This is a genomic window from Candidatus Limimorpha sp., assembly GCF_056203535.1.
On record NZ_JBADWU010000105.1, the window covers coordinates 83028 to 109002 of the forward strand.

Below are 25975 nucleotides of genomic sequence, written 5' to 3' on the forward strand. Positions count from 1 at the left end.
TAACCTTATATGGAATTCCCATTCATTTGATCAGATGTGCTTTTATGAAACTGCAAGCACTTTTTTGTTTAATTTGCAAATACAATTCTATTCAGGCAGCATCAGGTAACAGCAAGAATAACAAATTTCTCTCAATATCTTTTCTCCTTTATTATACTATCTCGATAGGCTGTCGGAGCCATTCCTGTGTAATGTTTGAAGTATTTCCTAAAAGTATATTGCTCAGGGAAATTCATTTCCGATGATATTTCCTTTATAGACTTCTTTGTCTGATTAAGCATAATTTTTGCGTGAGCAATAGTAAATGCTGCGATGATTCTTGACGGAGAGATTCCTGCTGTTTTCCTAATAATGGAAGAGAAATAACCTACGGACAAATTAGCTTTCTCAGCATAATAGGCAACACTTCTGTCTGACATCATGCCACTTTGAAGTTGCATTACAAAATCGAACAGAACATTTTCGTTAGCAGTCTCTTTCACACCAACCATTCCTGATTTTTGATACAGAAACAGAGCAACGCTCAAAATTGATTCCTCTACAATCTTCTCTATCATTATGTTATAGACAGCCTTCTCGTCGCTGTCGTTTGAAGAATCACGCTTGATTTTAATATTCATTATTCGTTCAACATTACTTTCAATACTATCAAAAAGTTCCCTGTTTATCTCAAAACAAGGGTGATTGATAATATGTAGATTGATGACAATTTGAGATATTCTGTTGAGGATAGAAAAAACAACGTATGGCTCTGCCGAAATAAAATGTTCGGCATAATCTGCTGTCAAATCGGTTTGCTGGATGACAAACAGAGGAGAAACGATGAGCAACATACCTTCTTTCTGCGTATATGACTTACCGTTGATTAGAAGGTGCCTGCTACCACGCAGACATAGAATCACACCGACCTTGTCAAAATATTGATTGTCCAGCATATTGCTTCAAATTTTGAACACAAAAATAATAACGATTATTTGAATTTGCTCAATGGCACGGTAATTTTTGTGACAAAACATCAATTTTGCTCAATAGATAACAACTTTTGCTCATTTGTGTTACTAGAAAACCCAGTATTTTTGTGACATTAAAATTTAAATTTATTCTTATGAAAAAAACATTAGATTGGCTTTATGAAAACTGGATGAAAAGCACGCCAGTTCTTGCAATTTACTCTTTTATCCTAATTTGGATCTATGTAAAGGACGTCAACTTCGCCTTGTCCCTGATATGGCTTCAGTGTACGGCTTATTGGCTTCATGAGTTTGAGGAGTACATCTGTCCTGGTGGATTCCTGTCATTCTTCAATCAAAAGGCTCTTGGATCTACAATTCCAGAAAAGCCACTCACAAAGGCTGGATCTTTCTGGATAAACATACCGCTGATGTATGTCCTTCTCCCCCTTTCCGGCATCCTTTCACAACGCTATGGTTTACAGTGGGGATTGTGGACGGCTTATTATTCCACTCTCAACGCTTCGTCTCATGTTGTAATGTTCTTCTTGTACAGAAAATACAATCCCGGATTGGTAGTAAGCTCATTCATCAATGTACCGTTAGGCATCTATACCATTTATTATTTTCTCTCTAACAACATCATCAGTACGCAGGCTAATATCATCAGCATCATCGTTGGTGTTATCGCAATGCTTTCAATGATGATTTACGGCTTCGCTTATCTTGTTCCGAAATCAAAACGCGAAGGATACCACAAAGCATAAATAAGAAGTCAATAAAAGCTAATATTGGAGTCTCTTATAGTTCAGCAAGCTCCAAACAAAAAAGGCTGCCCAAACGGACAGCCTTTTCAATTTCGTATCATTCAAACGATTACTTCACGACTGAAATACGCTTTGTGGTTTCGCCATTTTCACAAACGGATCATCTATCTTTTTGAAAAACAAAAACTTTCACATTTTCTGCATCGCTGCCTTTGCCTTCATGATTTTCACTTTCTTTGGGGTGAATTACTTATTTGAAGGCTTTCATAGTTATACAAGTTGAGCTGAAATGAAAAACTGCATTTCGACAGCTACGAAGAAAACATCAACTGGAACGACTGACCAACCATTTCACCGCGATGAATGCTGAGTACTCACGCAAGAGTACTGCAATACCCTCGTTAGAGTACTGCAATACTCCAGTTAGAGTACTCCAGTACTTTAGTTAGAGTACTGGAGTATTCCAGTTAGAGGATTGGAGTATTCATTAGGAGGTACTGAGGAATGAGCAGTATGTTTTTCTTGTAATTGCCTACAATGATAGTGCTACAAAAGACTAAAGATGGTTTTTCGACATTTTACAAATTTCCTATTTTAGCCTTATTTTTTATCCCCATTAAATTTTCAACATGGTTTTGAATTGAATAAGATTGAGCTTTTTCCTTTGCTTCATTTTTATCAGCAATAATCTTTGTCACATCTTTAATAATTTTATCGACTAAAGCCTTATTTGTTGGTATTGGAATTTTTACTTCAAGCAGTCTATTTCCCAAAGTAGATATTGTCCCTTGCCTGAAAGATTTTGATTCAATTTGTTTCTGGACAATTTCCAGGCCCAACAATGCTAACAGAAGATATGGCGATAAAAGATCTTTTCTCAAAACTTTAATCTTTCTGAAATGACTTTGAAACACTATTTTTAAATCTGATTTCGTAACCATAGCTGCACGTCCCATCAAATACGTTCCATCATTCACTACTAAAATATCTTCCGACTCTATATTTTGTTTAGTTTTATATTCATCATAAATGTCTTCCGAGACACAATGAGTACAATCAGAAGTTATTTCCCAATTAGATATTTCAGAAGTCCTAACAAAAGGGACGTCCCCTGTTCCATAAAATTCACTTCCTACCTCATGTCCTCTTGTTATTTTTACTATTTTTTCCTTTTCAAGCTCCGCTAATGTCTTAATTTCAAAATTCCCAGATTTAACATACTCATCAATTTCATTCTGAAGGTCTGGATTATAATATTTCGGCAAAAGAATATTATCTTTCAATTCATTTATATTCATAAACCAGCCAAGATGAGAATGTTTATTCACTGCTCCACTCTCCAATTTTTTCAGATATTTTGGAATTTCAAGAATTTCATCACTTTCTGTTTTTCTTCCTCTTTTATCATGTCCACATGTTTTAGCATAACTCATAAAAAACCTATAGTCTCCACGAGGATTATTTGTTCTTTTCAAAAACACCAAATGAGTTTTCGTTGGAGTATTCGGTAAAAAAGTACTCATTGGCATATCTATCAACCCTATGATTTCTGCTTTCCTAAGTATTTCTTGAACAATATAGCCATCTGTTGGATTACACAGAACTCCATCAGGCAATACTATTGCCAATTTACCACCTTCTCTTACAAAATCAAGGCATCTATCTACAAACAATATCTGCGGTGGCATTGATTCAGAGATTTTATTTGTTTTCACCCAACTATTATTGTTTTTATTAAAAGTCCATTTATATGCTACTGGATACTGACTAAGTTTTTCTTCTCCTTGAACTTTTATCTTTGAGCCAAACGGAGGATTCGCCAGAAGCATATCAAACGACCCAAGATGAATACGGCTCTGAGTTTTAACATCCCATTTATTGGGGTGTTCCAAACTATCCTCGCAAAAAATTCCGCTACGGCCATCTTTCATAAGAACCATGTAGGCTTTTGTAATTTTACAGAGAAAATCATCTTTTTCAATACCGCAGAAGTTTATATTAGCCTTAGAAATTTTTTCTTCCAAAATTTCATTTTCCGGCCAATTATACTTTTCACCTTCTATTTCTATTTTTTTATGTATGTATTTTAAACTCTCAATTAAAAAACCACCAGACCCACATGCAGGATCTATTATCACGTCCTCCTTTTGCGGATCTAATATTTCTATAGCAGCTCGAACCACATTTCTTGGTGTAAAATACTGTCCATTGCCCCCTCTGATAGCCCCATGAATAAACACTTCAAAAGCATCGCCGATAACATCTCTTTCTGTATTTAACAAAGAATAATTCTGAAGTTCTCCAACGACATACGCTAACGAATTAGCATCTAAAGTAATATTGTCTTTTTTTGACAAAACGTCCGAAAAGCGAGAAATCGCCTCCGAAAATCGACTTTGAATTCGTTTTTTCACATCCATTACTGATTCATTTACGCCAGCCCTAAATGTAACTATATCATCATCTTTAGTATATTTCTCATCATATATTTTACAAAGTAAAATGTTAATAATTTGTCGAGCTAATTCTTCATCTCTAGTTGTTCCAACTGCATTCGCAGCCAAATAATTACGAATAGAGACAAACTTTGATTTCAAATTATGTGTAGCAATAAGATCCTTCTTCTTGAACAACCCAATGTCTTCCAACCTTTGACCAAATTTTGGAATATTTACAAGATTACTTTCAAAGTAGATTCTACCTTCTTTTATGTATTTTCGAACATAGTGTGTTTCCTTTCCATTGAACCAAACACCTATCTGAGCTTCACAAAAACTCAAATAATGCCGTAATTGCAGAATCCCATCTTCTCTTGTGTTTTTCTTACATTCAACAACTATAATTTCATCACCTCTTTTTCTTTCTTCTGTCTTAAACACAACAATATCAACAGGATATTTTAATTCTACATCAGATGGAGAGGCTTTAACCCTAAACTGCGGTCGAGTCTGAATATGATTCTTTGGATAGCCATAATCCTCAACAAGAATTTTTGAAAAAACTTGAGTAGCTTCAACTTCTTCTGGCGATGCCTTAACTTGCTCTCCTGAAATGTAATCAAGGATGTAACCTTCCTTTAGCTTTTGATTTTCACACATAAGCATTTACGTTTTCAGCTTTTGCAACTTACCGAGAGCAACGGGAAACGCAAACACCCTAAAATGCAATAAGCGCGGATTTCACTTATCGCATTCCGAGGTATTTGGCGTAACCCGCACACTTGATAAGTTCCGTCCACGCTAAGCGCAGACATTTACTGAACTTATTCTATGTGTGCATTTCTTCTAATCGCCAAATTTTCGGAATGCCTCGAATAAATAGCAAACGCTATGATTTATAATATTTTAAATTACTTTCTCTATTTTTCTTTCAATAACAATTGATTTGATTTGTTTAATCGTAAATTTTGGCAAAGATAAGGAATTTTTGAAAAGAGCAAAGACAAAACAATACAACTAAAAAAGAGCCGCTCGCAAGCGGCTCTTTTTAGTTTTTCATCATTCCTTGATGATATCCTTATATTTCAGTTGCGTCACCTTGCCGAACTGGTTCAGGTCTTTTGCATTGATTTGCTTCAAGTTACCCGACATCATGATGACTACAGGACGATCTTTAATCATTCTGGTGTAGAAATCGTAAATGTCCTTGTACTCCACATTTCTTATCAAGTCCGTCATTTCGGCACGCGGATCATGGTCGTAACCTTGTTCAATCCAGTTTTGGACGGCGAATGGCTTTGAACGGAACGAATAATAATCGCTGGCACGCGACATAATCAGGGCCTCTTTCGATGCCTTGAATTTCTCTTCTCGCTCAGGCATATTGACAATTAAATCCCTGAAGGCTGTGATGCCGTCGATGGTTTTGTCGGATTGAGTTCCCAAGAAGCCGTACAACGAGCCAGGAATACGGTTCAGATAGTCGTAAGTAAAATAGCTGTAAGCCGTGTAACCTAATGAACGGAACTCACGAATCTCCTGGAAAACGATTGAATACATGTCCGTTCCGAAATACTTGTTGAAAACACTGCACAAAGCCTTATCTTTCTGATTCAACTTTTCGCCCGACACATTGAAATAGATGTTGCTCTGGCGGAATTTCTTGCTGCTGGCCACCAAAACCTGTGGTTCAGCGTAAGTTTTCATCTGGCGGATTTCCTTTTTGCCTTTCAAAGTGCCATCAAGCAAATGGCTTTCTTTCAACATGTTGACAACAAGTTTCGGGTCAGTGTTGCCGCTGTAGGTAACATGACCATCATATTTCAAAGCCTCTGCTACTTCGGCTAAAAGCTGTTCGCCCGAAAGTTTCTTCCATTTCTTCAAAGGCATTTTTGACAGATAAGTTGACTTTTCGCCATACAAGGCATATTCGCGCACGGCACGCGCCCAAGTGGCGGCATCGTCACGCGACATGGTCATATTGGAGACTTCACTTTCAATCAGGAGTTTCTTCTTGCTTTCATCGTTCGACGGATTGAACAGTTTTTCGTGACACAGTCCGAGAATGGTGTTCAAATCCTTCTCGAAGCCTTCAATTTGCACTGAGAAATTGGCATCCGAACTATAGCAGTAGATGTTGGCACCCAATTTCTGAAGCTCGAGACGGAATTCTTCAAAGCTCTTATCCTTCGTACCTTGCACTTCGAGATAACTAATGGCGCGTTCCAAATCGGGGTCTGCAAGATTGCCATAATTGTAACAGATATTCATGTTGAAAATATCGTTGCGCGTATTGATGGTCGAATAGAGTTTAAAATTATCGTTCACATCGCTGATTTTCACATCCTGTCCAAAATTGATGACTTGAGGCGTGACCTCAGGCATCTGCTGGGCTTCGATAGCCTTGGCAAAATCCGATTTCTCGTTGGTGTTCTTGGCCTCAATCGGTTTCCAATCAGGCTTTTCGACCTTGTCCTTTTCGGGGAAACCCATCTTTGAGCGATAGGCTATGTAATTGTCGCCGAAATATTTATTGGCAATCGCAACGACTTCATCCTTCGTGATGGTCTTCATTCTTTCGGTTTCGTCAAGATAATCCTGATAAGTTTGTCCTGACATTTCCAAGCTCATGAACAGGTTGGCGAGACTTTCCAGCGATTCCGTATCAGAAATTCTGCTCTTCACCATATTGACCCTTATAGCCTCAAACAAATCATCGCTAAATTCACCTTTTTTCAGTTTGTCGAGACAGCCAAAAATCATGTTCTCAGCATCTTCGTGTTTCTGACCTAAGATTTTCGGAATATAAATAATGACATTTCTGCCACAATCTTCCAACGACAACGGCATAAGCATGGCCGCCATGATGTCGCCATTCAGCATCAGTTTGTCCATCAGACCCGTTTCGCCATTGCTGAAAATGCTGCAAGCCACCGACAATGGCAACAGGTCTGGGTCACTGGCCTTTACGCCGGGGAAAATCAAGGTGCCGACTTTAATAGGGGTCTGGCGAACTTCCTTTACGATTTTGCCGTCAAATTCAGGCATATTGTATTCAGGCTGAGCAGGTATTTCGCCACTGCGCCAAGTACCGAATTTTTCGGCCACCATCGGTTCGATTTCCTCAATGTTGAAATCGCCGACCAAAATCAAGGTCATGTTGTTGGCTACATAATAGGTATTGTAGAACTCGCGCATCTTCGAGGGCTGCGGATTTTTCAGATGTTCAGTGTAGCCGATAACCGGACGGCCGTAAGGGTGCTCACCGAAAGCCTCGCGGAAAAGTCCTTCCTGATATGCGTTAATCGGGCCGTCGCCATACATGTTCTTTTCTTCATAAACGGTCTCCAATTCCGACTGGAAAAGGCGGAAAATCGGGTTGCGGAAACGCTCCACATACACATCCATCCACTTCGAAAGCTGGTTCGACGGGAAGGAATTGAAATACATGGTCTGGTCGTAAGACGTACCTGCATTCAAACCTTGACCACCCATTTGGGTGAGAATGACATCAGTTTCATTCGGGATGGCATAATCCGTCGAAGCAATCGACAACTCGTTGATTTTACGCTGGATGGCCTTGCGTGCTTCAGGGTCGCTGGTCTCGTGCAGTTTGTCGTACATCAGCGAGATGCTATCCAGATAAACCTTTTCGGCTTCCCAATTGGTGGTGCCAATCTTGTCCGTTCCCTTGAACATGATGTGTTCAAAATAATGCGCCATGCCAGTTGCATCGGCAGGGTCGTTTTTGCTGCCCGCATGAACATAAACACAGCCATAGATTTCAGGTGTTGCGTGATCTTCGCACATCACCACTTTCAGACCATTATCCAAATGTATGGTCTTGGTTTTCAAGTCTTCCTGCTGGGCAAAAGAGAGACCCACCATCAGCAGAAATGCAAATAATAAGATAACTTTTTTCATTGTGTATAATATTAAGTTGATTATCAAACGGACAAAGGTAGTGATTATTGTCAAGGCATTGAATCTCAAACAAAAAAAAATCACCGCAAGAATTTTCCTGCGGTGATTTTTTAGAAGTTTTCAGTTTTTACTGATAACGTTCAGGAACATATTTTCTGCCATTCTTGTAGTTGTCAAGACCTTTCTTCAGGAAACTGAGGAAAGCAGCTTTGTCCTTACTGTAAGAACGAGGAATCATCAGCATGTCGCCATCGTTGTCGAGCAGCACATAATAAGGCTGTGCGTTGGCGCCGAAACGAGTTTCCTGGAAGTCGATGTTCTTCGAACCGATGGTCTTCTTCACCTTCCCGTTCTTTTCGGAAACGGTCCAGTCTTCCTCAGCCATCTCAGTCTTGTCGTCAACATAAAGAGCGACAATGACATATTCATCACGCAACATCTTCAGCACTTCAGGATCACTCCAAACGCTGTTTTCCATTTCACGGCAGTTGTTGCAACCGTGACCTGTGAAGTCGACGAAGACCGGCTTGTCTTGTGCGCGGGCACAGCTCAAGGCTTGTTCGTAATCGAAATAACCGCTCAAATCGTGAGGCAATTCAAGGATGTCGCCATATTTCGGCTCTTCGCAAATGTCGGATTCAATCTGTGAATCAACGTAAGTGATGGTCTTGTTCAGGTTGAAATCCAAGGTCTGTTGTGGAGGCAGATAGCCCGACAGAGCCTTCAGAGGAGCGCCCCACATGCCAGGAATCATATAGATAACGAAGACGAAGTCGATGATGATAAGCACCAAACGGAACACGCCCAGCTCCTTGACTTCCTTTTCGCCCTTGAAACGGATCTTGCCCAAGAGGTAGAAGCCCAGCAAGGTGAAGCACACGATCCAAATGCCGAGGTAGACTTCGCGGTCGAGCAAGCCCCAGCCGTAAGCCTGGTCAGCAGTCATCAGGAACTTGAAGCCGAGGGCAACTTCGACGAAGCCCAAAACGACTTTCACTGAGTTCATCCAACCACCGCTCTTTGGCAGTTTTTGCAGCATGTTCGGGAACATGGCAAACAAGGCAAAAGGCAATGCAAATGCAATTGAGAATGCCAGCATGGAAATGATTGGTGCCCAAACCTGACCATTAGTGGATTGAATCAAAACGGTGCCAACGATAGGACCTGTGCATGAGAATGACACAAGCACCAAAGTCAAGGCCATGAAGAAAATACCGCCGAGATTCTTTGTGTTCTGCTTTTCATCGCTCTTATTCAACATACCGCTGCCCAAGGTGATTTCAAATGCACCGAAAAATGAAGCGGCAAACACCATGAACACGATGAAGAATATCAAGTTAGGAATCCAGTTGGTAGCCAGCCAGTTGAAGATACCCGTCGTAACGCCTTCACCGCCAATAAAATAAGTAACAAGAATCAGGATGGCAATTGGCAGAGTGTAAAGCAACACGATGAAGAGGAAATACATCAAAGCCTTGAAGCGACCTTCCTTCTTGCTTTCGCCTTCACCGTGCATGAAGAACGACACGGTCATTGGCACCATTGGGAAAACGCAAGGTGTCAGCAAGGCGGCAAAGCCCCAAAGAATAGCGGCCAAAATCATACCCCAAAGACTGGTATCCGTGCTTTCGGCACCTTCGGAAGTGAAATATTCGTAATCATCGCCACCGGCCTTAATCACCTGATTGTCTTCTTGATTATCGGTTTCATTCTCTGCAATTTCTTCAATATCGGCAGGCATTTCGCCATTGGCACCGGCAACTGGCACATTGAAATCCTCAACCAAAGAAACGCAGCCGCCTTCCTTGCAAGCCTGATAAGAAATTTCGCCAACAACGGTGAAAGGCTGGTCGGTCAGTTTCTTCAAGCGTTGGGCGTAAGTCGCTGTGCCCGAGAACTGCACATACTCGACTTCAAAAATATCGTCATAATAGTTTTGGCCAGGAGTGACATCTCTTCCCGTTCCGACAAGTTCATAGAACTCGTTAGGTTCGATTTCGAACACCGTAGGCATCGGGCCCATATCCGGCATCGAAGTGGAATAAATGTGATACTCAGGATCAACCGTTGCAGTTGCAACTAAATCAAACTCAGTCTCATTGACATTTTCGATTGAAAACGCCCATTTGACAGGGTCGACAATCTGCGCCTTTACGCCAAAAGGCATTATGGCCATGAAAGCCACAAGCAGACAAAGGAATAATTTCTTCATTTTAAGTAAAGATTTAGTTAAAAAATTGAATTCAATAATTGGGGCAAAAATACAAATTATTAGTTTACGATAAACAACATTCAAAAACCGATTTCGTATCTTTTTGCACTTTGTATCTGTCGTCAATGCGCTGCCCGACAACCCACAAAATATCGCCATTTGCCGAAACCAACAGCCACTGGTTCTCTTTCTGACAATTTGTATATTTCTGATTCACAAAGAAATCGCTCAACAATTTGGAACCCTTCATGCCGAAAGGATGGAAACGGTCGCCTTGCCGCCAATGGCGCAAAGTCAATGGAAAATCGATTTTATCCAAATCAAAAGTTCCGACTGAAGATTTTTTTCCCACTTCAAAACCTTCCCATTTTTCAAAATAAGCGCAATGCATCCTGAAAGGCAAATCGAAATCCTCCTGTCCGGCTTCAATGGTGTAGATTTCATCCGGCTTTTCAGAAATTTCAGTCAATTGCAGCACTTCGCGTTCGATGGCAACCTGATGCGAAGGCGAATAAAAATGCTTTCCAAGACCATTCTCTAAACCATCAAAAATGAAACGGCATTGGTCGGTATTGAACCCGTATTGCCGTAACCATTCAAAGAGCAACTGAAAGCCGTTATCACCTTGAAAGACAGACTTTTCAACACTTTTAACCGAACCATCAACCGAAACCAATTGCGAAAACTTTTCATTCAATAATTGACGATATAGTTCATTTTCCGAAGCCAAAAATCCGATTGATTTTCCGATTGAATTTCGTGCATCAGCAGAGATTTCATCCATCAAAGGCATCAGCTGGTTGCGAATCTTGTTGCGCAGATAAACCGTTTCGGCATTGGTATGGTCTTCACGCCAAACGATTTGGTTTTCAACAGCATACTTTCTAATTTGCTCTCGCGAAGCCCACAGCAAAGGCCGAATCAAGACACCGTTTTTCGGTTTCATGCCTTTCAAGCCGTGCAAACCTGCTCCGCGCAGCAAATTGATGAAAAAAGTTTCAATCTGGTCGTCGGCATGATGCGCCAAAACGATTTTATCGTAACCCAATTGTAACCTCAGTTCTTCAAACCAGGCATAACGTAAATCACGCGCCGCCATCTCAATGGAAACACCTTTCTCTGCCGCATATTTCTCCGTATCAAAATGATTCACAAAACATTGCAAATCATTTTTTTCGGCATAACCACGCACAAACTGCTCATCGCCATCGGATTCCTCGCCGCGCAAATGGAAATTGCAATGCGCCACGACAAAATGTGCGCCCGCCTTTTGCATCAAGTCAGTCAGAACCATCGAGTCCACACCCCCACTCACGGCCAGCACCAGTTTTTCATCCGGCTCAAACAGGTGATACACCTTATTATATTGTTGCAATTCGGAAAGCATCAGTATTTGATTTTAAAATAGTCAAGCACCATCTTGTATTCATCTTGCGCTGTCAAGCAGGTATCTCGCAAAAAACCAACAACTTGCGGCCAGTCGTTCAAGCCTCGGTAATAATAGAATTTCAAGGCATCGGTAATGATAAACGGAACAATTCCATTTGCCAGACATTCCTTGAACATAATCAGCCTGCCTACTCGACCATTCCCATCTTGAAACGGATGTATGTCTTCAAAACGTTTATGGAAATCGAGAATATCATCAAAACACTTGATTTTCTTTGCATTATACTCCAAAAGCAAAGCCTTCATCCGTGCATGGACTTCTTCGGGCTGACAAGTTGCGTGGCCACCGACCTCATTCGGCAACTTTTTATAATCGCCAACACAAAACCATATTTTACGGCTATCGTTGGTACCCGATTTCAAAATACCGTGCAATTCCTTGATAAATTTCTCGGTCAGTTTTTCTTCTGCATGGTCAACTATCAAATCGAAACAACGGAAATGATTGACCGTTTCAATCACATCATCGACGGAAACCGCTTCGTCGGAAACGCCTAAAGTATTGGTTTCAAATATATAACGTGTCTGTTCATGTGAAAGGCGACTGCCTTCAATATGATTTGAGTTGAAAGCCAAATCAATCTGCGAGCGATGATAAATGCCGCCTTTGCGGTTGGCCGTTTTCTCGTCACGCAGCACAGACAGCAAAACATTTTGTTTACTGCGCTTGCTTTTCCGCATCGGAAGTTCGGCATCAGCTGGAATGTTCCACGTTTTACCCGTCAGAAAAGCACCTTCGATTTTACCTAAAGCGCAATAATTCCGGACCGTACGCTCCGAAATTCCGTGTTGGCTTGCAAATTCGCTGACAGAAACAAAATCCATTATCGGCAAGTTTTTTCAAAATTTCACTGCAAAAATACGCATTTCTTGCCGATACCGGCAAGAAATCACTTCTTTTTCTTCACCGAAAAACCAAAGCCACCGATTTTTTCGCCCAAGCCGTAGTATTTTCCATGAGAAAACGCCAAAGGCCGCGCATGATTCAATTGGAAAGCGCCTGTGCCTTTGTCAATCAGTTTTTCATCGGCATTGATGGCCACGACTTCGGCAATAAACATGTCGTGTGAACCGAGTTCCTTGATTTCGACCACCCGACATTCAATGTTCAAAGGCGATTCCTGAATCAAAGGAGCCTTCACGATTTGCGCTTTTTCAGCGTGCAGGTGCATCTCCTTGAATTTGTTGTAGTCTCTGCCCGAGCGCACGCCGCACCAGTCGGTGGCCGCCGCCAAATCTTCCGTTGTCAGGTTGATGACAAACTCCATGTTCTTCTTAATCAATGCGTAAGAATGTCGTTCCTTGCGGATGGAGACATAGCACATCGGCGGGTCGCTGCAAATGGTGCCCGTCCACGCCACGGTCAGAATGTTGTAGTTCTCCTCGCAATCGCCGCACGAAACCATCACGGCTGGCAGAGGATATATCAGTGTTCCAGGTTTAAAGGGGATTTTCATTGTTGTTTAGTTTTATTTCGGCAAAGAATATTATTGTATCTCCTCGGTTTTCTATGAAAGCCATGTTTTATAGCCATCATTTCAAACTTTTCACTAAAATCACGATTTTCTTCATAATTACTTTCCTGCTTCACAAAAAGCTGAAGAACTAGAATAAAGATACGGAAATTCACTCCACGGCAAACCGTTATCAAAAAGTCTTGACCTTTCACTCTTCCATTCAAATATATTCTTTTCATATCTTCCCATTCAATCTTTCTGTATTCGGGATAAAGTTTTGATCCTGAAAGCCTTGTTTGTTCTAAACCCTCTTCTGTTATCTTAAGATTGACTTTTACATCGGTTATTTTATGCATTATTAGCCTTAAAAAAAGACAAAAAATGAAATAAACAATTATATACAGCCATCCAAGATCAGTGAAATAACTTCCAAGGTAAATGTATGCTAATTCTAATCCCCAAGTACAACTAATTATCAAAGCCCCTAATAATGAGATAAAATCCGTCCAGCCCCCGGCATACTTCACAATGGTATATCCTTCAGGTCTTGGAACGATTTGCTCTTGTGCATTATTTTCTTCCTCATTCATAACCTTGCAATTTCATCATCAAATTTCAGCAATCAAATCCAGTTCCGGATAAAGCGTCTTCTTGAACTCGTTGTAGTCTCTGCCCGAGCGCACGCCGCACCAGTCGGTAGCTGCAGCCAAATCTTCCGTCGTCAGGTTGATGACAAACTCCATGTTCTTCTTAATCAAGGCGTAAGAATGCCGTTCCTTGCGGATGGAGACATAACACATCGGCGGGTCGCTGCAAATGGTGCCCGTCCACGCCACGGTCAGAATGTTGTAGTTTTCCTCGCAATCGCCGCACGAAACCATCACGGCTGGCAAAGGATATATCAATGTTCCAGGTTTAAAGGGGATTTTCATAATTTATTAGTTTACAATATAATAATCAACCTTAGATTTGCTGCGCGAACCGCCTCATATCTGATTTGCAGGGCAAAAGTAGTAAATTTGCACGATAACAAACAACAGTCATAAACAAAAAATGGACAATGGAGCCGGACGGTACACAATTTGTGGCAAGCTATAGATTTGCATGACAAAAGACACACCAATTGTTTTCAACAATTTTCATCACCAACTCAAAATCGTTTTTTTCGTACCTTTGCAGTTTAAAATTTCACGGTTTTGGAAGCAAAAGGAACATCCTATATTGATATTCGGAATGCGAATGTCAACAATTTGAAGAACCTGAGTCTGAAAATCCCTAAGAACCAGTTGGTTGTCATTACAGGACTTTCGGGTTCGGGCAAGTCGTCGTTGGCTTTCGACACCTTGTATGCCGAAGGTCAGCGCCGTTATGTGGAGAGTCTGAGTGCCTACGCGCGGCAGTTTATGGGCCGACTGAACAAGCCCGATGTGGAAAGCATCAAAGGCATGTCGCCCGCCATCGCCATCGAGCAGAAGGTCAACACGCACAACCCACGCTCCACAGTAGGCACAAGCACAGAGATTTACGAATTTCTGAAACTGCTTTTCGCCCGAATTGGCAAGACCTACTCCCCCATTTCTGGCAAACTGGTCAAAAAGCACCAGGTGATGGACGTGGTGAATTTCATCATGGCCTTGGAAAAAGGCACGGTGGTTTACATTGCGGCGCCGCTGCTGCTGCCCGAAAACCGCACACTTGCCGAACACCTCAACATTCTCATGCAGCAAGGGTTTTACCGGATTCTTGTCAATGGCGAAGTCGTTAAGATTGAGGATTTTATCGACAGCAAGAAGAAAGTCGCACCAAAGAATGTGAAACTGATGATTGATCGCGTGCGCGTCAACGAAAACATTCAGGACGAACTCGGCCGGCTTTCCGATTCCGTACAAACCGCTTTCTACGAAGGTAAGGAATGTTGCCAAATCATCTACGAAAGTGACGGCGAGCGTAAAACCATCGATTTTTCATCGCGTTTTGAAGCCGACGGCATCGTTTTTGAGCCGCCGACCACCAATCTCTTTGCTTTCAACAATCCTTTCGGTGCCTGCCCTACCTGTCAGGGTTTCGGCAGTGTGATTGGCATCGATCCCGAACTCGTTTTTCCGAATAAAAGCCTTTCCGTTTACGACAACGCCGTGGCCTGCTGGCGAGGCGAAAAAATGAGCGAATGGAAAGACGCTTTCATCCGCGCCACGAGTCATTTTGATTTCCCGATTCACAAACCGTATTTCGAGCTTAGCGATGCACAAAAGGAATTGCTTTGGACCGGAAACCAATATTTCGAAGGCATCATCGATTTCTTTAAATATGTTGAATCACAATCATTTAAGATACAATACCGCGTCATGCTTTCGCGTTATCGCGGGAAAACGGTCTGCCCCGAATGTCACGGCACACGACTGAAAAAAGAGGCGCAATATGTGAAAGTCGGCGGTAAGAGCATCTCCGATTTGGTGCTGATGCCTTTGGACGAGCTGAAACGCTTTTTCGACACTCTGAAATTAGACGAAACCGACCTTCAGATTGCCAACCGCCTTCTGATTGAAATCAACAACCGACTTGATTTTCTGATAGATGTAGGCCTGAGTTACCTGACTTTGAACCGACTTTCAAACTCACTTTCGGGCGGCGAATCGCAGCGCATCAATCTGGCCACTTCGTTAGGCAGCAGTCTTGTCGGTTCCACTTACATTTTGGATGAACCGAGCATCGGACTTCATTCGCGTGACACTGAGCGACTTATCTCCGTATTAAAGCGTTTGCGCGACATTGGCAACACGGTCATTGTCGTCGAACACGACGAGGAAATCATCCGCAACGCCGACCAAATCATCGACATTGGTCCAAAGGCCGGAAATTTTGGCGGAAAATTAGTGTTTCAAGGCGATTTGAAGGATTTGGAGCAATGCACGGAAAGCCTGACGGCGCAATACATGACAGGCAAAATGGAAATACCGATGCCAAAACACCGCCGCAAATCGAGCAACAGCATCATTATAAAAGGTGCAACGCAACATAATCTGAAAAACATCACGGTGAAATTTCCACTGAACACGATTACCGTCATTACGGGCGTGAGCGGTTCGGGAAAATCCACTTTGGTGAAAGACATTCTTTATCCCGCCATGAAACGGCAATTGGGCGACAATGTGGAACGCTGCGGCAGTTTCGGCGCCTTGGAAGGCAACCTGAATCTCATCCAAGCCGTTGAGTTCGTCGACCAGAATCCTATTGGAAAATCATCTCGCTCAAATCCTGTGACTTACCTCAAGGCATTTGATGAAATACGTCAACTGTTTGCCGACCAAAAACTCGCCAAATTGAGAGGTGTCAAGCCATCGCTTTTCTCGTTCAATGTCCCCGGCGGACGATGCGACGAATGTGAAGGCGAAGGTGTCACGAAGATTGAAATGCAATTCATGGCCGATGTATATCTGCCTTGCGAATCGTGCCACGGAACGCGCTACAAGGAAGAGGTTTTGGAGATAAAATATGACGGAAAAAACATTTCCGACATTCTCGAAATGAGTATAGATGAGGCAATTACGTTCTTTGCCGAGTCAAGCGAAAAGAATACGCCCGTGGTGGGCAGAATCCTCTCACGTCTGAAACCCTTGCAGGAAGTCGGATTGGGCTATCTGAAATTGGGACAGTCGTCAAGTTCGCTTTCTGGCGGCGAAGCGCAGCGCGTCAAGTTGGCGTATTTCCTTATCAAAGGACAAGTTGAGAAACCGACCTTGTTCATCTTCGACGAACCCACAACCGGCCTTCATTTCCACGATGTCAACAAACTATTAGAATCGTTTAACGCACTCATTCTCAATGGTCATTCCATCATTATCATTGAACACAATCTTGATGTCATCAAGTCGGCAGACTGGGTGATTGACCTTGGTCCTGAAGGCGGAAACAAAGGCGGAAACATTGTCTTTGAAGGCACGCCTGAAGATTTGGCAAAATGCAAGAAATCATACACCGGACAAGCCTTGAAAGAGAAATTCAAATAGATAAAGGAACTTGTTAAATAGAGAGTTGTAACTTTTTGATAATGAACAGAATTTACTTACTTGATAACGAGCATCCTTTCTTTCCTTCGGCGGAAAAAGCAAACAAAGATGGACTGTTGGCTTTTGGCGGCGATTTGTCGGCAGAAAGGCTTGTGGTGGCCTACGCCAATGGCATTTTCCCGTGGTACAATGACGATGAGCCTATACTTTGGTGGTCACTCGACCCGCGTCTTGTCATCCGTCCGGGCGAAATGAAAGTATCCAAGTCGCTGAAACACACCATAAAATCAGGCAAATTTGAATGTAGAATCGACACCAATTTCCGCAGTGTCATGGAACATTGCGCCAACACGCCACGCGAAGGCCAGGATGGCACTTGGATTTTGGATGAAATGATTGAGGCCTACTGCAATTTGCATCAACGCGGTTTGGCACATTCATTTGAGACTTACCTCGATGGCAAACTTGTCGGCGGACTTTACGGCGTTTCAATCGGTAAGATTTTCTGTGGCGAATCGATGTTCCATACGGTTACCGATGCTTCAAAAGTGGCCTTTCATTATCTTCACAAATTCCTTCAACTGAATGGATTTAAGTTAATTGATTGTCAGCAAGAAACAAAACACTTAGTAAGCCTTGGAGCCTACACGATCCCGAGAAGCGAGTACTTGAAAGAACTGAAAGACTTGGTCAGCGAATCGACCTTAGTTGGCAATTGGGGAACCGGCGATGTTGAGGAATTTAACATCAAAATCGCATCACCTGAAAAGCTCAAATTCGTGGTTTACGACATGGATTCTGACACTTATTTTGACGATTGATAAATTGCACTCCTATGAAATCCACCGAAATAACGCACGAATTAAGCGAAAGGCAGCAAAAAGTCGTCGACACTTTGAAAGGTTTAGGCATCGAGTTCGACATCTATTTCCATCCGCCTATTCCGACCATTGAAGCGGCCATCGAATACTGGAAAGAGTTTGACTCGACACATTGTAAGAACCTGTTTTTCAGGAATCATAAGGGCAATCGGCATTATCTTGTCGTCTTCGAGTGTATGCACCAAATGGACATCCACGACTTGGAGCAGCGACTTCACCAAGGCAAGCTGACCTTTGCTTCGGAGGCACGAATGGAGAAATATCTTGGCTTAAAGCCAGGCAGCGTCTCGCCTTTCGGCCTCATCAACGACACTGAGAACCACGTTCACCTTTTCTTGGACAAGAACCTACAAAATGCTCCACGGCTGAGTTTCCATCCCAACGACAACACGGCAACCATAGTCATCCGCAACGAAGACTTCATCAAGTTCTTGGACGCTACGGGAAATGAGTATGAGTTTGTGGAGTTGTATGAGTGAAATCTGACTTAGGTCAGAAATATTTCCATTGATTTGGTTATTTGGCGCACTTTTGTTTGGTCATTTGGCGTACTTTTGTTTGGTAATTAGGCCACTTTTTTCATTTACAACCCTCACAATGAAACTCGACTTGCTGATGGCAATCTGGACAAATTGACATCCGTCCAAAATAAGAATAACCGCCATGCAGGTCTGGATTTGAATGAAAACGAATCCATTTCAGTTCATGACTTAATTTTCCACAATTCATACAAAACATAAAGCCCCTGTTGAATCTGGTATCGATATCATTCAAACAAGTCTCAATCTCTTCCCAAACAAATGGCGTGCTACCAGCATCAAAACAGTATTCGCTCCAAACTATTGGTTGTCTGGCAATACGGTCTATCTTGTTTTCATCATTCGTTCGTAAAAAATACAATGAGCGTACTATAGTACGCATATTGTTTGGGATAAATGTTTCTGTAACCATCCCATACCTTTCTGTAAATACCAACGATGTCTGTAATTCCTTTCTGGAGGCACATTCTTCCAACCATTCCATAACATCCATTTTCCCAGGCGTTGGATAACGCATTAGGTCAGAAAGGATAACATTATCGTCAAGACGAGGTTCAATATAACTCAAATCATGATGAAGGAAAGTACGATATAATGACATCTGAGCATTGGAAAGCACGATGTTCTTTGGTCTTGTTATGACCTCGCGAAGACGTAACCATTGCGGACGCTTCCATTTCTCAAGTGCTTTGTTGCACCATTCCAATGCTTTTTTCTCATCCTTGTCAATGCCTTTGCCATAATAAAGTCGATAGGACAACTCTCCTTGCGCCATAGTATGACCTTGGAAAGCAGCCTGCTTCAACAAGTTAATGCCCGTTTTGTATTGCTTATAGTCAACATTGTGATCCAACAACAAGTGTTGCGCGTATTTCCAGCGGTCAGAGGCATAACCAGTTAATGCACCTGTTTTGGCTTCTGCTTTTCTTTGTTCTATTTCTTGGTCTGTAAGCATGGTTTTAATCGACAAATATCTTTTTCTTATCGTATGGAATTGTCTTATCAATCTCATAAAAGGCTTCTTCCTTCTCCAAAACTGATTCCACGAATTCTTTTACATCATAAGTGACACCATTAAGGAACCCCATGATTTTGCCATAAGTCATCAAATTTGCTTGCAACCATGACAATTTCGTGAGACGACCGTCTATGTTCGCGTAACAAATATTGGCGACATTGTATCCACTTTTCTCAAAAGTATCAAGAATTGCCAGACGGGTAATATATGCAGCCATAATGAGATAATCATCATCCCTGCTCAATTCATAATCATGTAGCAATCGTTGTACATTTGAAACACCCTCGGCGATATGCTGATTATCCTTGGTTCCTCCAATTAGTTTGCTAAAAATACCCATATTATTTTCTGATGTATTGGTAAATTGTATCAATTACAGTTTGTGTAGATGTTGATTGCTCAAAAGTCCATTTTTGAATAACTACTTTTTGCCTAATGTAAATAACAGATAGCCGTCCCATATTTTGACCAAGATACACTTGAATAGTATTTGCATCGCCCAAAATTACAGCATCATTGCGCTCTTTTTTAATGGATAAGCCAGATATGGATTCTACTTGCTCAACAACATTAGGCCAATGCGTTCTAATATATGTTGCATTTCCGTCTTGTTTGAGATAAACTTCATGCTCTTTGTCTATTTTTTCAAAGGCTTTTCTTTTCCAGATGATTAGTATTACGACAGCAGCAATAATTAGTAACCATTTCATAACATGTCAGTTTAAAGACCGATTAAAAACTTTAATAGATGTATTGGGAACAGCAATAAAGCAACTATGCATCCACTTGAAGTGTTAGCAGGATTAACAGAAATTCGTTTACCTCTATTAACACAATTCTGACATATTTGAAAATGACAATCATAATCATATCCACTAGTAAAACGCCCTGGGTTTCCTACTATTGGATTGCCACACATTGGACAGCGACCATTATTGAGAAGTCCCAAAGTCTTGAGATAGTTAATCTCATTCTTTTCACTAACTTCTCCTAAAATGAACATTTCTGGTTCATCCCCTGCCTCGTGAGGATGTTCCCATTGCGTACCTGGACGAGACACGAAACCTGCTTTGTTTAATTCATCTGCCATGACTTCATTCCATTCTTGCCATGACATGTTGTTGATTTGTTGAGATGAGTATTTCATTGTTGTTGTTTTGCTGCCTACTCTATAATGCAGTTTTCGGCTTCCCTGCTTGTTATTTGAGCAAGAAGTCTTTGTTTCCTTGAAGGCATAAAGAAAGGCGCAAATCCTTTCCGTTAAATTTCCTTATCCACATGACAGGTGCTGGTTTTACCTTTGGAGCGAATAAGATTTGGAAAAATTCACGCCATAGCGCGAATCCTCCGCGTCCCATCCCCGCTCCATGAAAGTTACCAGCTTCGTCATGAGGGAACAAGAGCGTCAAGCTCAATATGTTGTACTTGTTATGTCTATTTTATACCATAGTTTTCGTTTTTAATCGTTGCAAAACTAAACAAATTATTTTATTTCGCTGTAATCATTTTCCCAAAAACAACACTTTTCTCATTCTTCGCCATTATCTTTCAATATTTTATCAAAGCAGATGGCAATATCTTATCCACAATCACATATTCACCATCAATGTGGAATATCGCGGTAAGTTTCTTGTTTCCGATCAAAAAGGTCTTAGCCTCTGGATGATAGAGTTTTGGCAATTCGTAAATGCTCTTTGGCAGGATCGGTGCAAGATACGACAATGGCTCAATTTCCTTACGGATTCGCTTGGCATATCGTATAGCAGATTCTGTCGTGTAATTTGATGCAATAAACCGCATCAATTCAACGAAACATTCCTCGACATCGTCCGTTACTATTACAATATATTTACGCATAGATTTTGCGCACCGCTTCAATCAATTTCTCCTCAAACTCATCAAGTGTGAGATACTTGTTAGGTTTACCCTCAGCAATGTCGCGTAAATCACGTTCAATGGAGGCCTCCCAAAAAGCTCTCTGTTCTGGCGTTAAGTCGTCTTCAATCGCTTCAAAATCAGTCTTTTCTTCAGTTTCGATAGTCGTATTCATCATTTTATGTTTTTGTATTTGCTGGCAAAATTACACATTTTTTCATTCCTCGCCACCCTTTGGAATCAATTCGTTTTCTCCCAGTGCAATCTGCTTGGCATTCATGGCTGAAACCACAGGCATACCGGTCTCTTTCTCAACGGCTTTGCGAGCGTCATTTGCCACGGTGCCGCCTCTTTTGGCCACGTTTGCACTCTCGGCCATTCCTTTCGGGTTCTCGTTTTTTGAAATTTGTGTCGTGGTGGCTTCAGCAAGCATATTGATGGCAATTTCAAGGTCGGTCATGTTGTCGCGCAGGTTCTCTTTCTTCAAGCCTTTCAACTGCTTGTATTCCTTGGCGGAAAGTCCGCTCCATTGGCGATAGATGATGTCGGTAAGCGAGGCAAACTGCTGTCCCTCCTCCAATCCGGCACGCTTCCACTCATCTGTCAAATGCTTTCTGACTTCTATCGACCTCATTCTCTGATTAATCCACGTTTCCGAATAGCCCAGTCTTCGGTAATCGGCCACAGCCTGGTCAATGGAGAGTTCCGGATCTTGCATCTGGTCAATACGCTGAGCCGCCACCTGTGCCATCCAGCGCTTGAACGGTTCTGCCTTTGGCGATGGAATCGATTGAATGATGCGGAAAAGCTGCTCTGTATCAGCAACATCGGTAAGATAATGTTTTCCATCCGTAGACTGCATTTTCAGTTGGTAACAATTTGTTACCAACTCAAATCCTTCCTTTATCAGCCTGCCTTTCAATACTTTCCAATATTTACGGGCTGTTTGGTAATCACTATCAATCAATACCGATGTCACGTCAACGATGGAAAACCACCATTTTTCCCGGTTGGTATCCCAAGCGGTACGCACACGTTTTTCTTCAAACAACTGTATGGCCTGCTTTTGTGTCATAAATGATGAATTATCGAATAATCGTGCAAACATACACAAATTCAATTAATTCTGCAACTATTTTGCCTAATTTTGCACCCGAAAGCAATCTTTAAACTTCTTATATTTTAATGCTGAAAAACAACACAATAGCATTTCATGAATGGCAAGAGATGACAAGTCGAAAGGCTTCCAGCTTGCTCATCAAACCCGTCGGTTCGGCTTGTAACCTGCGATGCCGGTATTGCTATTACTTGGACAAATCCACTTTATACGAAAACAATCAGCCAAAAATGGATGACGATTTACTGGAACTATTTGTAAAACAATATATTGATGCAAACGATGTTTCAGAAATCACATTCAATTGGCACGGCGGAGAACCGCTTTTAGCCGGATTGGATTTCTACAGGAAAGCCATCAAATTACAGCAAAAATATGCCAATGGCAAACTGATTCACAATACTTTACAGACAAATGGAACGCTGCTTTCTGATGATTGGGCACAATTCTTCAAAGACAACGGATTTCTCATCGGCGTTTCAATAGATGGTCCAAAAGCCATCCACGACGGATTCAGGAAGGCAAATGGCGGTGTAGAAACATGGGAAAAAGTAGTGCGCGGCATGGAATGTCTCTACCGAAACAATGTTGAATACAACACTTTAAGTACAATAAATCATTTATCTGAAAATCAAGGATTAAGTGTTTACCAATTCTTAAAGCAATGCGGCACGAATTACATGCAGTTTTTGCCTGTTGTTGAATATGTAAACAAGAACACCAACCGCATTACAAGCCCCAATGATGAAAACGCTGAACCCACCGACTGGTCGATCTCGGATGATGGATTTGGGCGTTTTATGTGCGACATATTCGATTATTGGGTAAAGCATGATGTCGGAAGCTATTTCGTCCAATTTTTTGATGTCACCTTGGCGAATTACGCCCATCTGCCAAGCGGTCTTTGCGCTTTTGATGAGACCTGCGGCAATAATGCTGTTGTTGAACATAATGGCGACGCTTATCTCTGCGACCACTTTGTCTATCAATCATATATGGTCGGAAACATAAAAGAGAAACCATTACGGGAAATCCTTTCTGACGAGCGATTTTTCACATTTGGCATCGAAAAAAGGAAACAACTCCCCAAGCAATGCCTGAAGTGCGACTATTACTTCGCATGTCATGGAGGGTGTCCAAAACACCGTTTTGCAAAAAGCAAGGATGGAGAATCATATCTGAATTCACTTTGCGATGGCTACAAAACTTTTTTCGAGCAAACGGAACCCTATATGAGATTCATGCTCAATGAATTAAAGAATAATGGTTCTCCTGCAAAAGTGATGCAATTCAATCCGTAATCAGAGAAAATTCAGCTATTGCACCCTGATTGCCATTATTCGTGAAACCATTTGCCACAAACTTCACCACACGACCACAAACCGGTTCAAACCGAACTGTCTGTTCGATGGGATTATTCTTGATGTTGGAAAACTCGCCAGATTGAACAAGTTTTTCGTCGACATAAAGCGAATAAGTAGTGATATGTTGGTCGGCATCACGCGACTGATCAGGCAAATATCGGAAGCCTGAAACATTCATATTTTGCTTTAAATCAATTTCAATATTATTTTTATTATCAGATAGATAATAGCACGTCAACTCATTGCCATCGAACATTCTTTTCACCATCGGGTTGTCAGGGAAACGCACCTCGAATTGCGACATCGGAACATCAAATTCCCGCGAACTGACCGCACTTGTTTTTCCCGTTTCAGAATCGACTGCAATCGCCTTCACATTTGCTTTTGAATTCAATTTAAATGGAATAGTATATATTTCTGATTTACAATTCGGTGTTGTTCCGTCAATTGTATAATGAATCACAGCATTTCCATCCCCTGATTTTATGCTGACAAGGTTTTCAAAGTCACGATTTATGATTGGTTCGGAAAGCAAAGCATCGGCACAAAAAGCCTCGACATTATTGATGCACAGACAACCCTTTGAATCCTTAAAGCGGATTCTTAACTTATCCATTCTAACCGTCTGGAAACGAATGATTCGCTTATACCCTATTGTCGTCAAATCATCGTAGGTTTCTATGGGCAGCCATTTGCCGTTTATATAACGGTCGAGGCTGAATTTCTTCACTCTTTGTCCCAACGGGATGTATTCCTGAATCATAACGCGGTTCAAGGCGGTGGTTTGCGGAAAATCAAACACCAATTCGCCATGATTTATGCCATCTTCCGTAGCCCAATAAGTGTTCCAATCGTCATCCAAAACCTTGCTTGCGGAATATGCCTTTCCTCTCTCATTGCTTGACGATACTTTTGTATTTTTCAATAAGTTATCATCCATATCTTCAACAATCACTTTATGCCATTCCATGATGCGGATTGAGTCATTTTTGGTGATTTTTCCCGAAAGACTGACAGGAAAATTAAGCAGCAAATTCGAATTGTGCCCAACACTATTATAATAGATGTCGACCAATTTTGCCACGCTCTTAACCTGATGGTCTTCCCGATGATGATAGAACCATCCTGGACGAATGGAAACATCCGTTTCAGAAGGCAACCAAACATCACCGTTTTCGCAACCCGTATTGAGCAAATTCATATCATCACGTTCACCAAAAACTATTGTAGACCAATGGTTTGCACCAGCAAAGCCATCCTCGTTGCCCACCCAGCGGATGCTCGGAACTTCACCGCCAAAAATCATGGCATCAGGATGATTCTTATGAATAATGTCTACGGCTTTCTGATAATTGTAATAGGTTTTTGCCTCGATGGAACGTTGCTCATCGGCACCGCCATACCAGCCCGTGCCACCGTTTGCGCCATCAAACCAAAACTCAAACAGTGGTCCGTAATTAGTTGTAAGTTCCTCTATCTGACGATGATATGTGTTCACGTAGGCCTCAGTTCCATATTCTGCATTGTTTCGGTCCCAGGGCGAAACATAAATCCCGAATTTCAAACCATATTTGCGGCAAGCATCGGAAAGTTCCTTGACCATATCGCCATTACCATTCTTATACGGCGAATTTTTAATGCTGTAATCCGTTGTCTCCGTGGGCCATAGACAAAATCCGTCATGATGCTTTGCCGTCAGAATTACGGCTTTCATGCCTGCATTTTTCAAGGTTTTCACCCATTGCTCGCAATCCAAAGTATCGGGATTGAAAGTGCTTGCCGGACTATTGCCGTAGCCCCACTCCATGTCATTGAAAGTGTTGATTCCGAAGTGAATAAAGGCGTATGTCTCCAATTTATTCCACTCAATCTGTTGCTTTGTCGGCACAGATCCAATGGGTTCAGGAGCCTTTGTGCAGGCGGAAAACACGCTTGCGAAAAACAGAATTATCAATAAATGTCGTTTCATTTTATCGG

At 41.7% G+C, this 25975-nt stretch carries 21 protein-coding genes and 1 pseudogene; 5 read left to right on the top strand and 17 right to left on the bottom strand.

What is annotated here, in order from left to right; translation table 11 throughout:
- Positions 1-131: 131 nt before the first annotated feature.
- Positions 132-935 (bottom strand): helix-turn-helix domain-containing protein, encoded by an 804-nt coding sequence (locus tag AC06MN_RS12655; protein ID WP_475672751.1) that lies wholly within the window; start codon positions 933-935, stop codon positions 132-134.
- Between the two features lie 170 nt (positions 936-1105).
- Between AC06MN_RS12655 and AC06MN_RS12660 the strand changes: the two genes are divergently transcribed.
- Positions 1106-1717 carry an HXXEE domain-containing protein gene (locus tag AC06MN_RS12660; RefSeq protein ID WP_475672752.1) on the top strand — a complete coding sequence of 204 codons (612 nt, stop codon included), beginning with the start codon at positions 1106-1108 and terminating at the stop codon, positions 1715-1717.
- A gap of 578 nt (positions 1718-2295) precedes the next feature.
- Here the strand turns inward: AC06MN_RS12660 and AC06MN_RS12665 are convergent.
- The 8 genes and pseudogenes from AC06MN_RS12665 to AC06MN_RS12700 all read right to left on the bottom strand — a co-directional run.
- Positions 2296-4815 carry an N-6 DNA methylase gene (locus AC06MN_RS12665; RefSeq protein WP_475672753.1) on the bottom strand — a complete coding sequence of 840 codons (2520 nt, stop codon included), beginning with the start codon at positions 4813-4815 and terminating at the stop codon, positions 2296-2298.
- A gap of 399 nt (positions 4816-5214) precedes the next feature.
- Positions 5215-8079 (bottom strand): M16 family metallopeptidase, encoded by a 2865-nt coding sequence (locus tag AC06MN_RS12670; RefSeq protein WP_475672754.1) that lies wholly within the window; start codon positions 8077-8079, stop codon positions 5215-5217.
- A gap of 127 nt (positions 8080-8206) precedes the next feature.
- Entirely contained in the window at positions 8207-10291 is a 2085-nt protein-coding gene (locus AC06MN_RS12675; protein WP_475672755.1) for a protein-disulfide reductase DsbD family protein, read from the bottom strand.
- Between the two features lie 64 nt (positions 10292-10355).
- Entirely contained in the window at positions 10356-11678 is a 1323-nt protein-coding gene (gene tilS, locus AC06MN_RS12680) for a tRNA lysidine(34) synthetase TilS (RefSeq protein ID WP_475672756.1), read from the bottom strand.
- Positions 11678-12565: a Fic family protein gene (locus tag AC06MN_RS12685; protein WP_475672757.1), complete on the bottom strand. Its 888-nt coding sequence runs from the start codon at positions 12563-12565 to the stop codon at positions 11678-11680. The genes tilS and AC06MN_RS12685 overlap by 1 nt, the downstream gene beginning before the upstream one ends.
- Before the next feature lie 65 nt (positions 12566-12630).
- On the bottom strand, positions 12631-13197 hold the full coding sequence (locus AC06MN_RS12690) for a flavin reductase family protein (protein ID WP_475672758.1): 567 nt from the start codon (positions 13195-13197) through the stop codon (positions 12631-12633).
- Positions 13194-13787: a hypothetical protein gene (locus AC06MN_RS12695; RefSeq protein WP_475672759.1), complete on the bottom strand. Its 594-nt coding sequence runs from the start codon at positions 13785-13787 to the stop codon at positions 13194-13196. The genes AC06MN_RS12690 and AC06MN_RS12695 overlap by 4 nt, the downstream gene beginning before the upstream one ends.
- A gap of 57 nt (positions 13788-13844) precedes the next feature.
- Positions 13845-14129: pseudogene (locus AC06MN_RS12700) on the bottom strand (flavin reductase family protein); the annotation flags it as partial.
- A 264-nt stretch (positions 14130-14393) separates the two neighbouring features.
- Between AC06MN_RS12700 and uvrA the strand changes: the two are divergent.
- From uvrA to AC06MN_RS12715, 3 genes are read left to right on the top strand one after another with little or no spacing between them, the layout of a single operon-like run.
- A complete protein-coding gene (gene uvrA, locus AC06MN_RS12705; RefSeq protein WP_475672760.1) occupies positions 14394-17204 on the top strand; it encodes an excinuclease ABC subunit UvrA in 2811 nt (936 codons plus the stop codon).
- A gap of 41 nt (positions 17205-17245) precedes the next feature.
- A complete protein-coding gene (gene aat, locus AC06MN_RS12710) occupies positions 17246-18025 on the top strand; it encodes a leucyl/phenylalanyl-tRNA--protein transferase (RefSeq protein ID WP_475672761.1) in 780 nt (259 codons plus the stop codon).
- 14 nt (positions 18026-18039) lie between these two features.
- Positions 18040-18564, top strand: a complete 525-nt coding sequence (locus AC06MN_RS12715; protein ID WP_475672762.1) for a prolyl-tRNA synthetase associated domain-containing protein — start codon at positions 18040-18042, stop codon at positions 18562-18564.
- Between the two features lie 100 nt (positions 18565-18664).
- Here the strand turns inward: AC06MN_RS12715 and AC06MN_RS12720 are convergent, their stop codons facing one another.
- The 7 genes from AC06MN_RS12720 to AC06MN_RS12750 form a co-directional block, all read right to left on the bottom strand.
- Positions 18665-19579: a tetratricopeptide repeat protein gene (locus AC06MN_RS12720; RefSeq protein WP_475672763.1), complete on the bottom strand. Its 915-nt coding sequence runs from the start codon at positions 19577-19579 to the stop codon at positions 18665-18667.
- A 4-nt stretch (positions 19580-19583) separates the two neighbouring features.
- The gene (locus AC06MN_RS12725) at positions 19584-19982 is read right to left on the bottom strand and encodes a hypothetical protein (RefSeq protein WP_475672764.1); all 399 of its coding nucleotides are present in this window, start codon (positions 19980-19982) and stop codon (positions 19584-19586) included.
- Between the two features lies 1 nt (position 19983).
- Positions 19984-20352, bottom strand: a complete 369-nt coding sequence (locus tag AC06MN_RS12730) for a hypothetical protein (protein WP_475672765.1) — start codon at positions 20350-20352, stop codon at positions 19984-19986.
- 11 nt (positions 20353-20363) lie between these two features.
- Positions 20364-20789, bottom strand: a complete 426-nt coding sequence (locus tag AC06MN_RS12735; RefSeq protein ID WP_475672766.1) for a hypothetical protein — start codon at positions 20787-20789, stop codon at positions 20364-20366.
- A 401-nt stretch (positions 20790-21190) separates the two neighbouring features.
- Complete coding sequence (locus AC06MN_RS12740) at positions 21191-21499, bottom strand: hypothetical protein (RefSeq protein WP_475672767.1); 309 nt, start codon at positions 21497-21499, stop codon at positions 21191-21193.
- The gene (locus AC06MN_RS12745) at positions 21492-21692 is read right to left on the bottom strand and encodes a hypothetical protein (RefSeq protein WP_475672768.1); all 201 of its coding nucleotides are present in this window, start codon (positions 21690-21692) and stop codon (positions 21492-21494) included. The genes AC06MN_RS12740 and AC06MN_RS12745 overlap by 8 nt, the downstream gene beginning before the upstream one ends.
- 42 nt (positions 21693-21734) lie before the next feature.
- Positions 21735-22592, bottom strand: a complete 858-nt coding sequence (locus tag AC06MN_RS12750) for a BRO-N domain-containing protein (protein WP_475672769.1) — start codon at positions 22590-22592, stop codon at positions 21735-21737.
- 152 nt (positions 22593-22744) lie between these two features.
- Here AC06MN_RS12750 and AC06MN_RS12755 point away from each other — a divergent pair, with 152 nt between their 5' ends.
- Positions 22745-23935 carry an anaerobic sulfatase maturase gene (locus AC06MN_RS12755; RefSeq protein ID WP_475672770.1) on the top strand — a complete coding sequence of 397 codons (1191 nt, stop codon included), beginning with the start codon at positions 22745-22747 and terminating at the stop codon, positions 23933-23935.
- On the opposite strand, the gene AC06MN_RS12760 is transcribed toward AC06MN_RS12755, so the two are convergent.
- The gene (locus tag AC06MN_RS12760) at positions 23925-25967 is read right to left on the bottom strand and encodes an alpha-L-fucosidase (RefSeq protein WP_475672771.1); all 2043 of its coding nucleotides are present in this window, start codon (positions 25965-25967) and stop codon (positions 23925-23927) included. The two genes, AC06MN_RS12755 and AC06MN_RS12760, sit on opposite strands and share 11 nt — an antisense overlap.
- Between the last annotated feature and the right edge of the window lie 8 nt (positions 25968-25975).

Bases quoted from the DNA above. Each gene is read 5' to 3' on its own strand.
- AC06MN_RS12695 (WP_475672759.1), bottom strand. From the start codon at position 13,787: ATGAATGAGGAAGAAAATAATGCACAAGAGCAAATCGTTCCAAGACCT.
- AC06MN_RS12750 (WP_475672769.1), bottom strand. From the start codon at position 22,592: ATGACACAAAAGCAGGCCATACAGTTGTTTGAAGAAAAACGTGTGCGT.
- aat (WP_475672761.1), top strand. From the start codon at position 17,246: ATGAACAGAATTTACTTACTTGATAACGAGCATCCTTTCTTTCCTTCG.
- AC06MN_RS12675 (WP_475672755.1), bottom strand. From the start codon at position 10,291: ATGAAGAAATTATTCCTTTGTCTGCTTGTGGCTTTCATGGCCATAATG.
- AC06MN_RS12665 (WP_475672753.1), bottom strand. From the start codon at position 4,815: ATGTGTGAAAATCAAAAGCTAAAGGAAGGTTACATCCTTGATTACATT.
- AC06MN_RS12690 (WP_475672758.1), bottom strand. From the start codon at position 13,197: ATGAAAATCCCCTTTAAACCTGGAACACTGATATATCCTCTGCCAGCC.
- AC06MN_RS12670 (WP_475672754.1), bottom strand. From the start codon at position 8,079: ATGAAAAAAGTTATCTTATTATTTGCATTTCTGCTGATGGTGGGTCTC.
- AC06MN_RS12735 (WP_475672766.1), bottom strand. From the start codon at position 20,789: ATGAAATACTCATCTCAACAAATCAACAACATGTCATGGCAAGAATGG.
- AC06MN_RS12685 (WP_475672757.1), bottom strand. From the start codon at position 12,565: ATGGATTTTGTTTCTGTCAGCGAATTTGCAAGCCAACACGGAATTTCG.
- AC06MN_RS12720 (WP_475672763.1), bottom strand. From the start codon at position 19,579: ATGCTTACAGACCAAGAAATAGAACAAAGAAAAGCAGAAGCCAAAACA.
- tilS (WP_475672756.1), bottom strand. From the start codon at position 11,678: ATGCTTTCCGAATTGCAACAATATAATAAGGTGTATCACCTGTTTGAG.
- AC06MN_RS12655 (WP_475672751.1), bottom strand. From the start codon at position 935: ATGCTGGACAATCAATATTTTGACAAGGTCGGTGTGATTCTATGTCTG.
- AC06MN_RS12740 (WP_475672767.1), bottom strand. From the start codon at position 21,499: ATGCGTAAATATATTGTAATAGTAACGGACGATGTCGAGGAATGTTTC.
- AC06MN_RS12730 (WP_475672765.1), bottom strand. From the start codon at position 20,352: ATGAAATGGTTACTAATTATTGCTGCTGTCGTAATACTAATCATCTGG.
- AC06MN_RS12725 (WP_475672764.1), bottom strand. From the start codon at position 19,982: ATGGGTATTTTTAGCAAACTAATTGGAGGAACCAAGGATAATCAGCAT.
- AC06MN_RS12760 (WP_475672771.1), bottom strand. From the start codon at position 25,967: ATGAAACGACATTTATTGATAATTCTGTTTTTCGCAAGCGTGTTTTCC.
- AC06MN_RS12755 (WP_475672770.1), top strand. From the start codon at position 22,745: ATGACAAGTCGAAAGGCTTCCAGCTTGCTCATCAAACCCGTCGGTTCG.
- AC06MN_RS12715 (WP_475672762.1), top strand. From the start codon at position 18,040: ATGAAATCCACCGAAATAACGCACGAATTAAGCGAAAGGCAGCAAAAA.
- AC06MN_RS12745 (WP_475672768.1), bottom strand. From the start codon at position 21,692: ATGAATACGACTATCGAAACTGAAGAAAAGACTGATTTTGAAGCGATT.
- AC06MN_RS12660 (WP_475672752.1), top strand. From the start codon at position 1,106: ATGAAAAAAACATTAGATTGGCTTTATGAAAACTGGATGAAAAGCACG.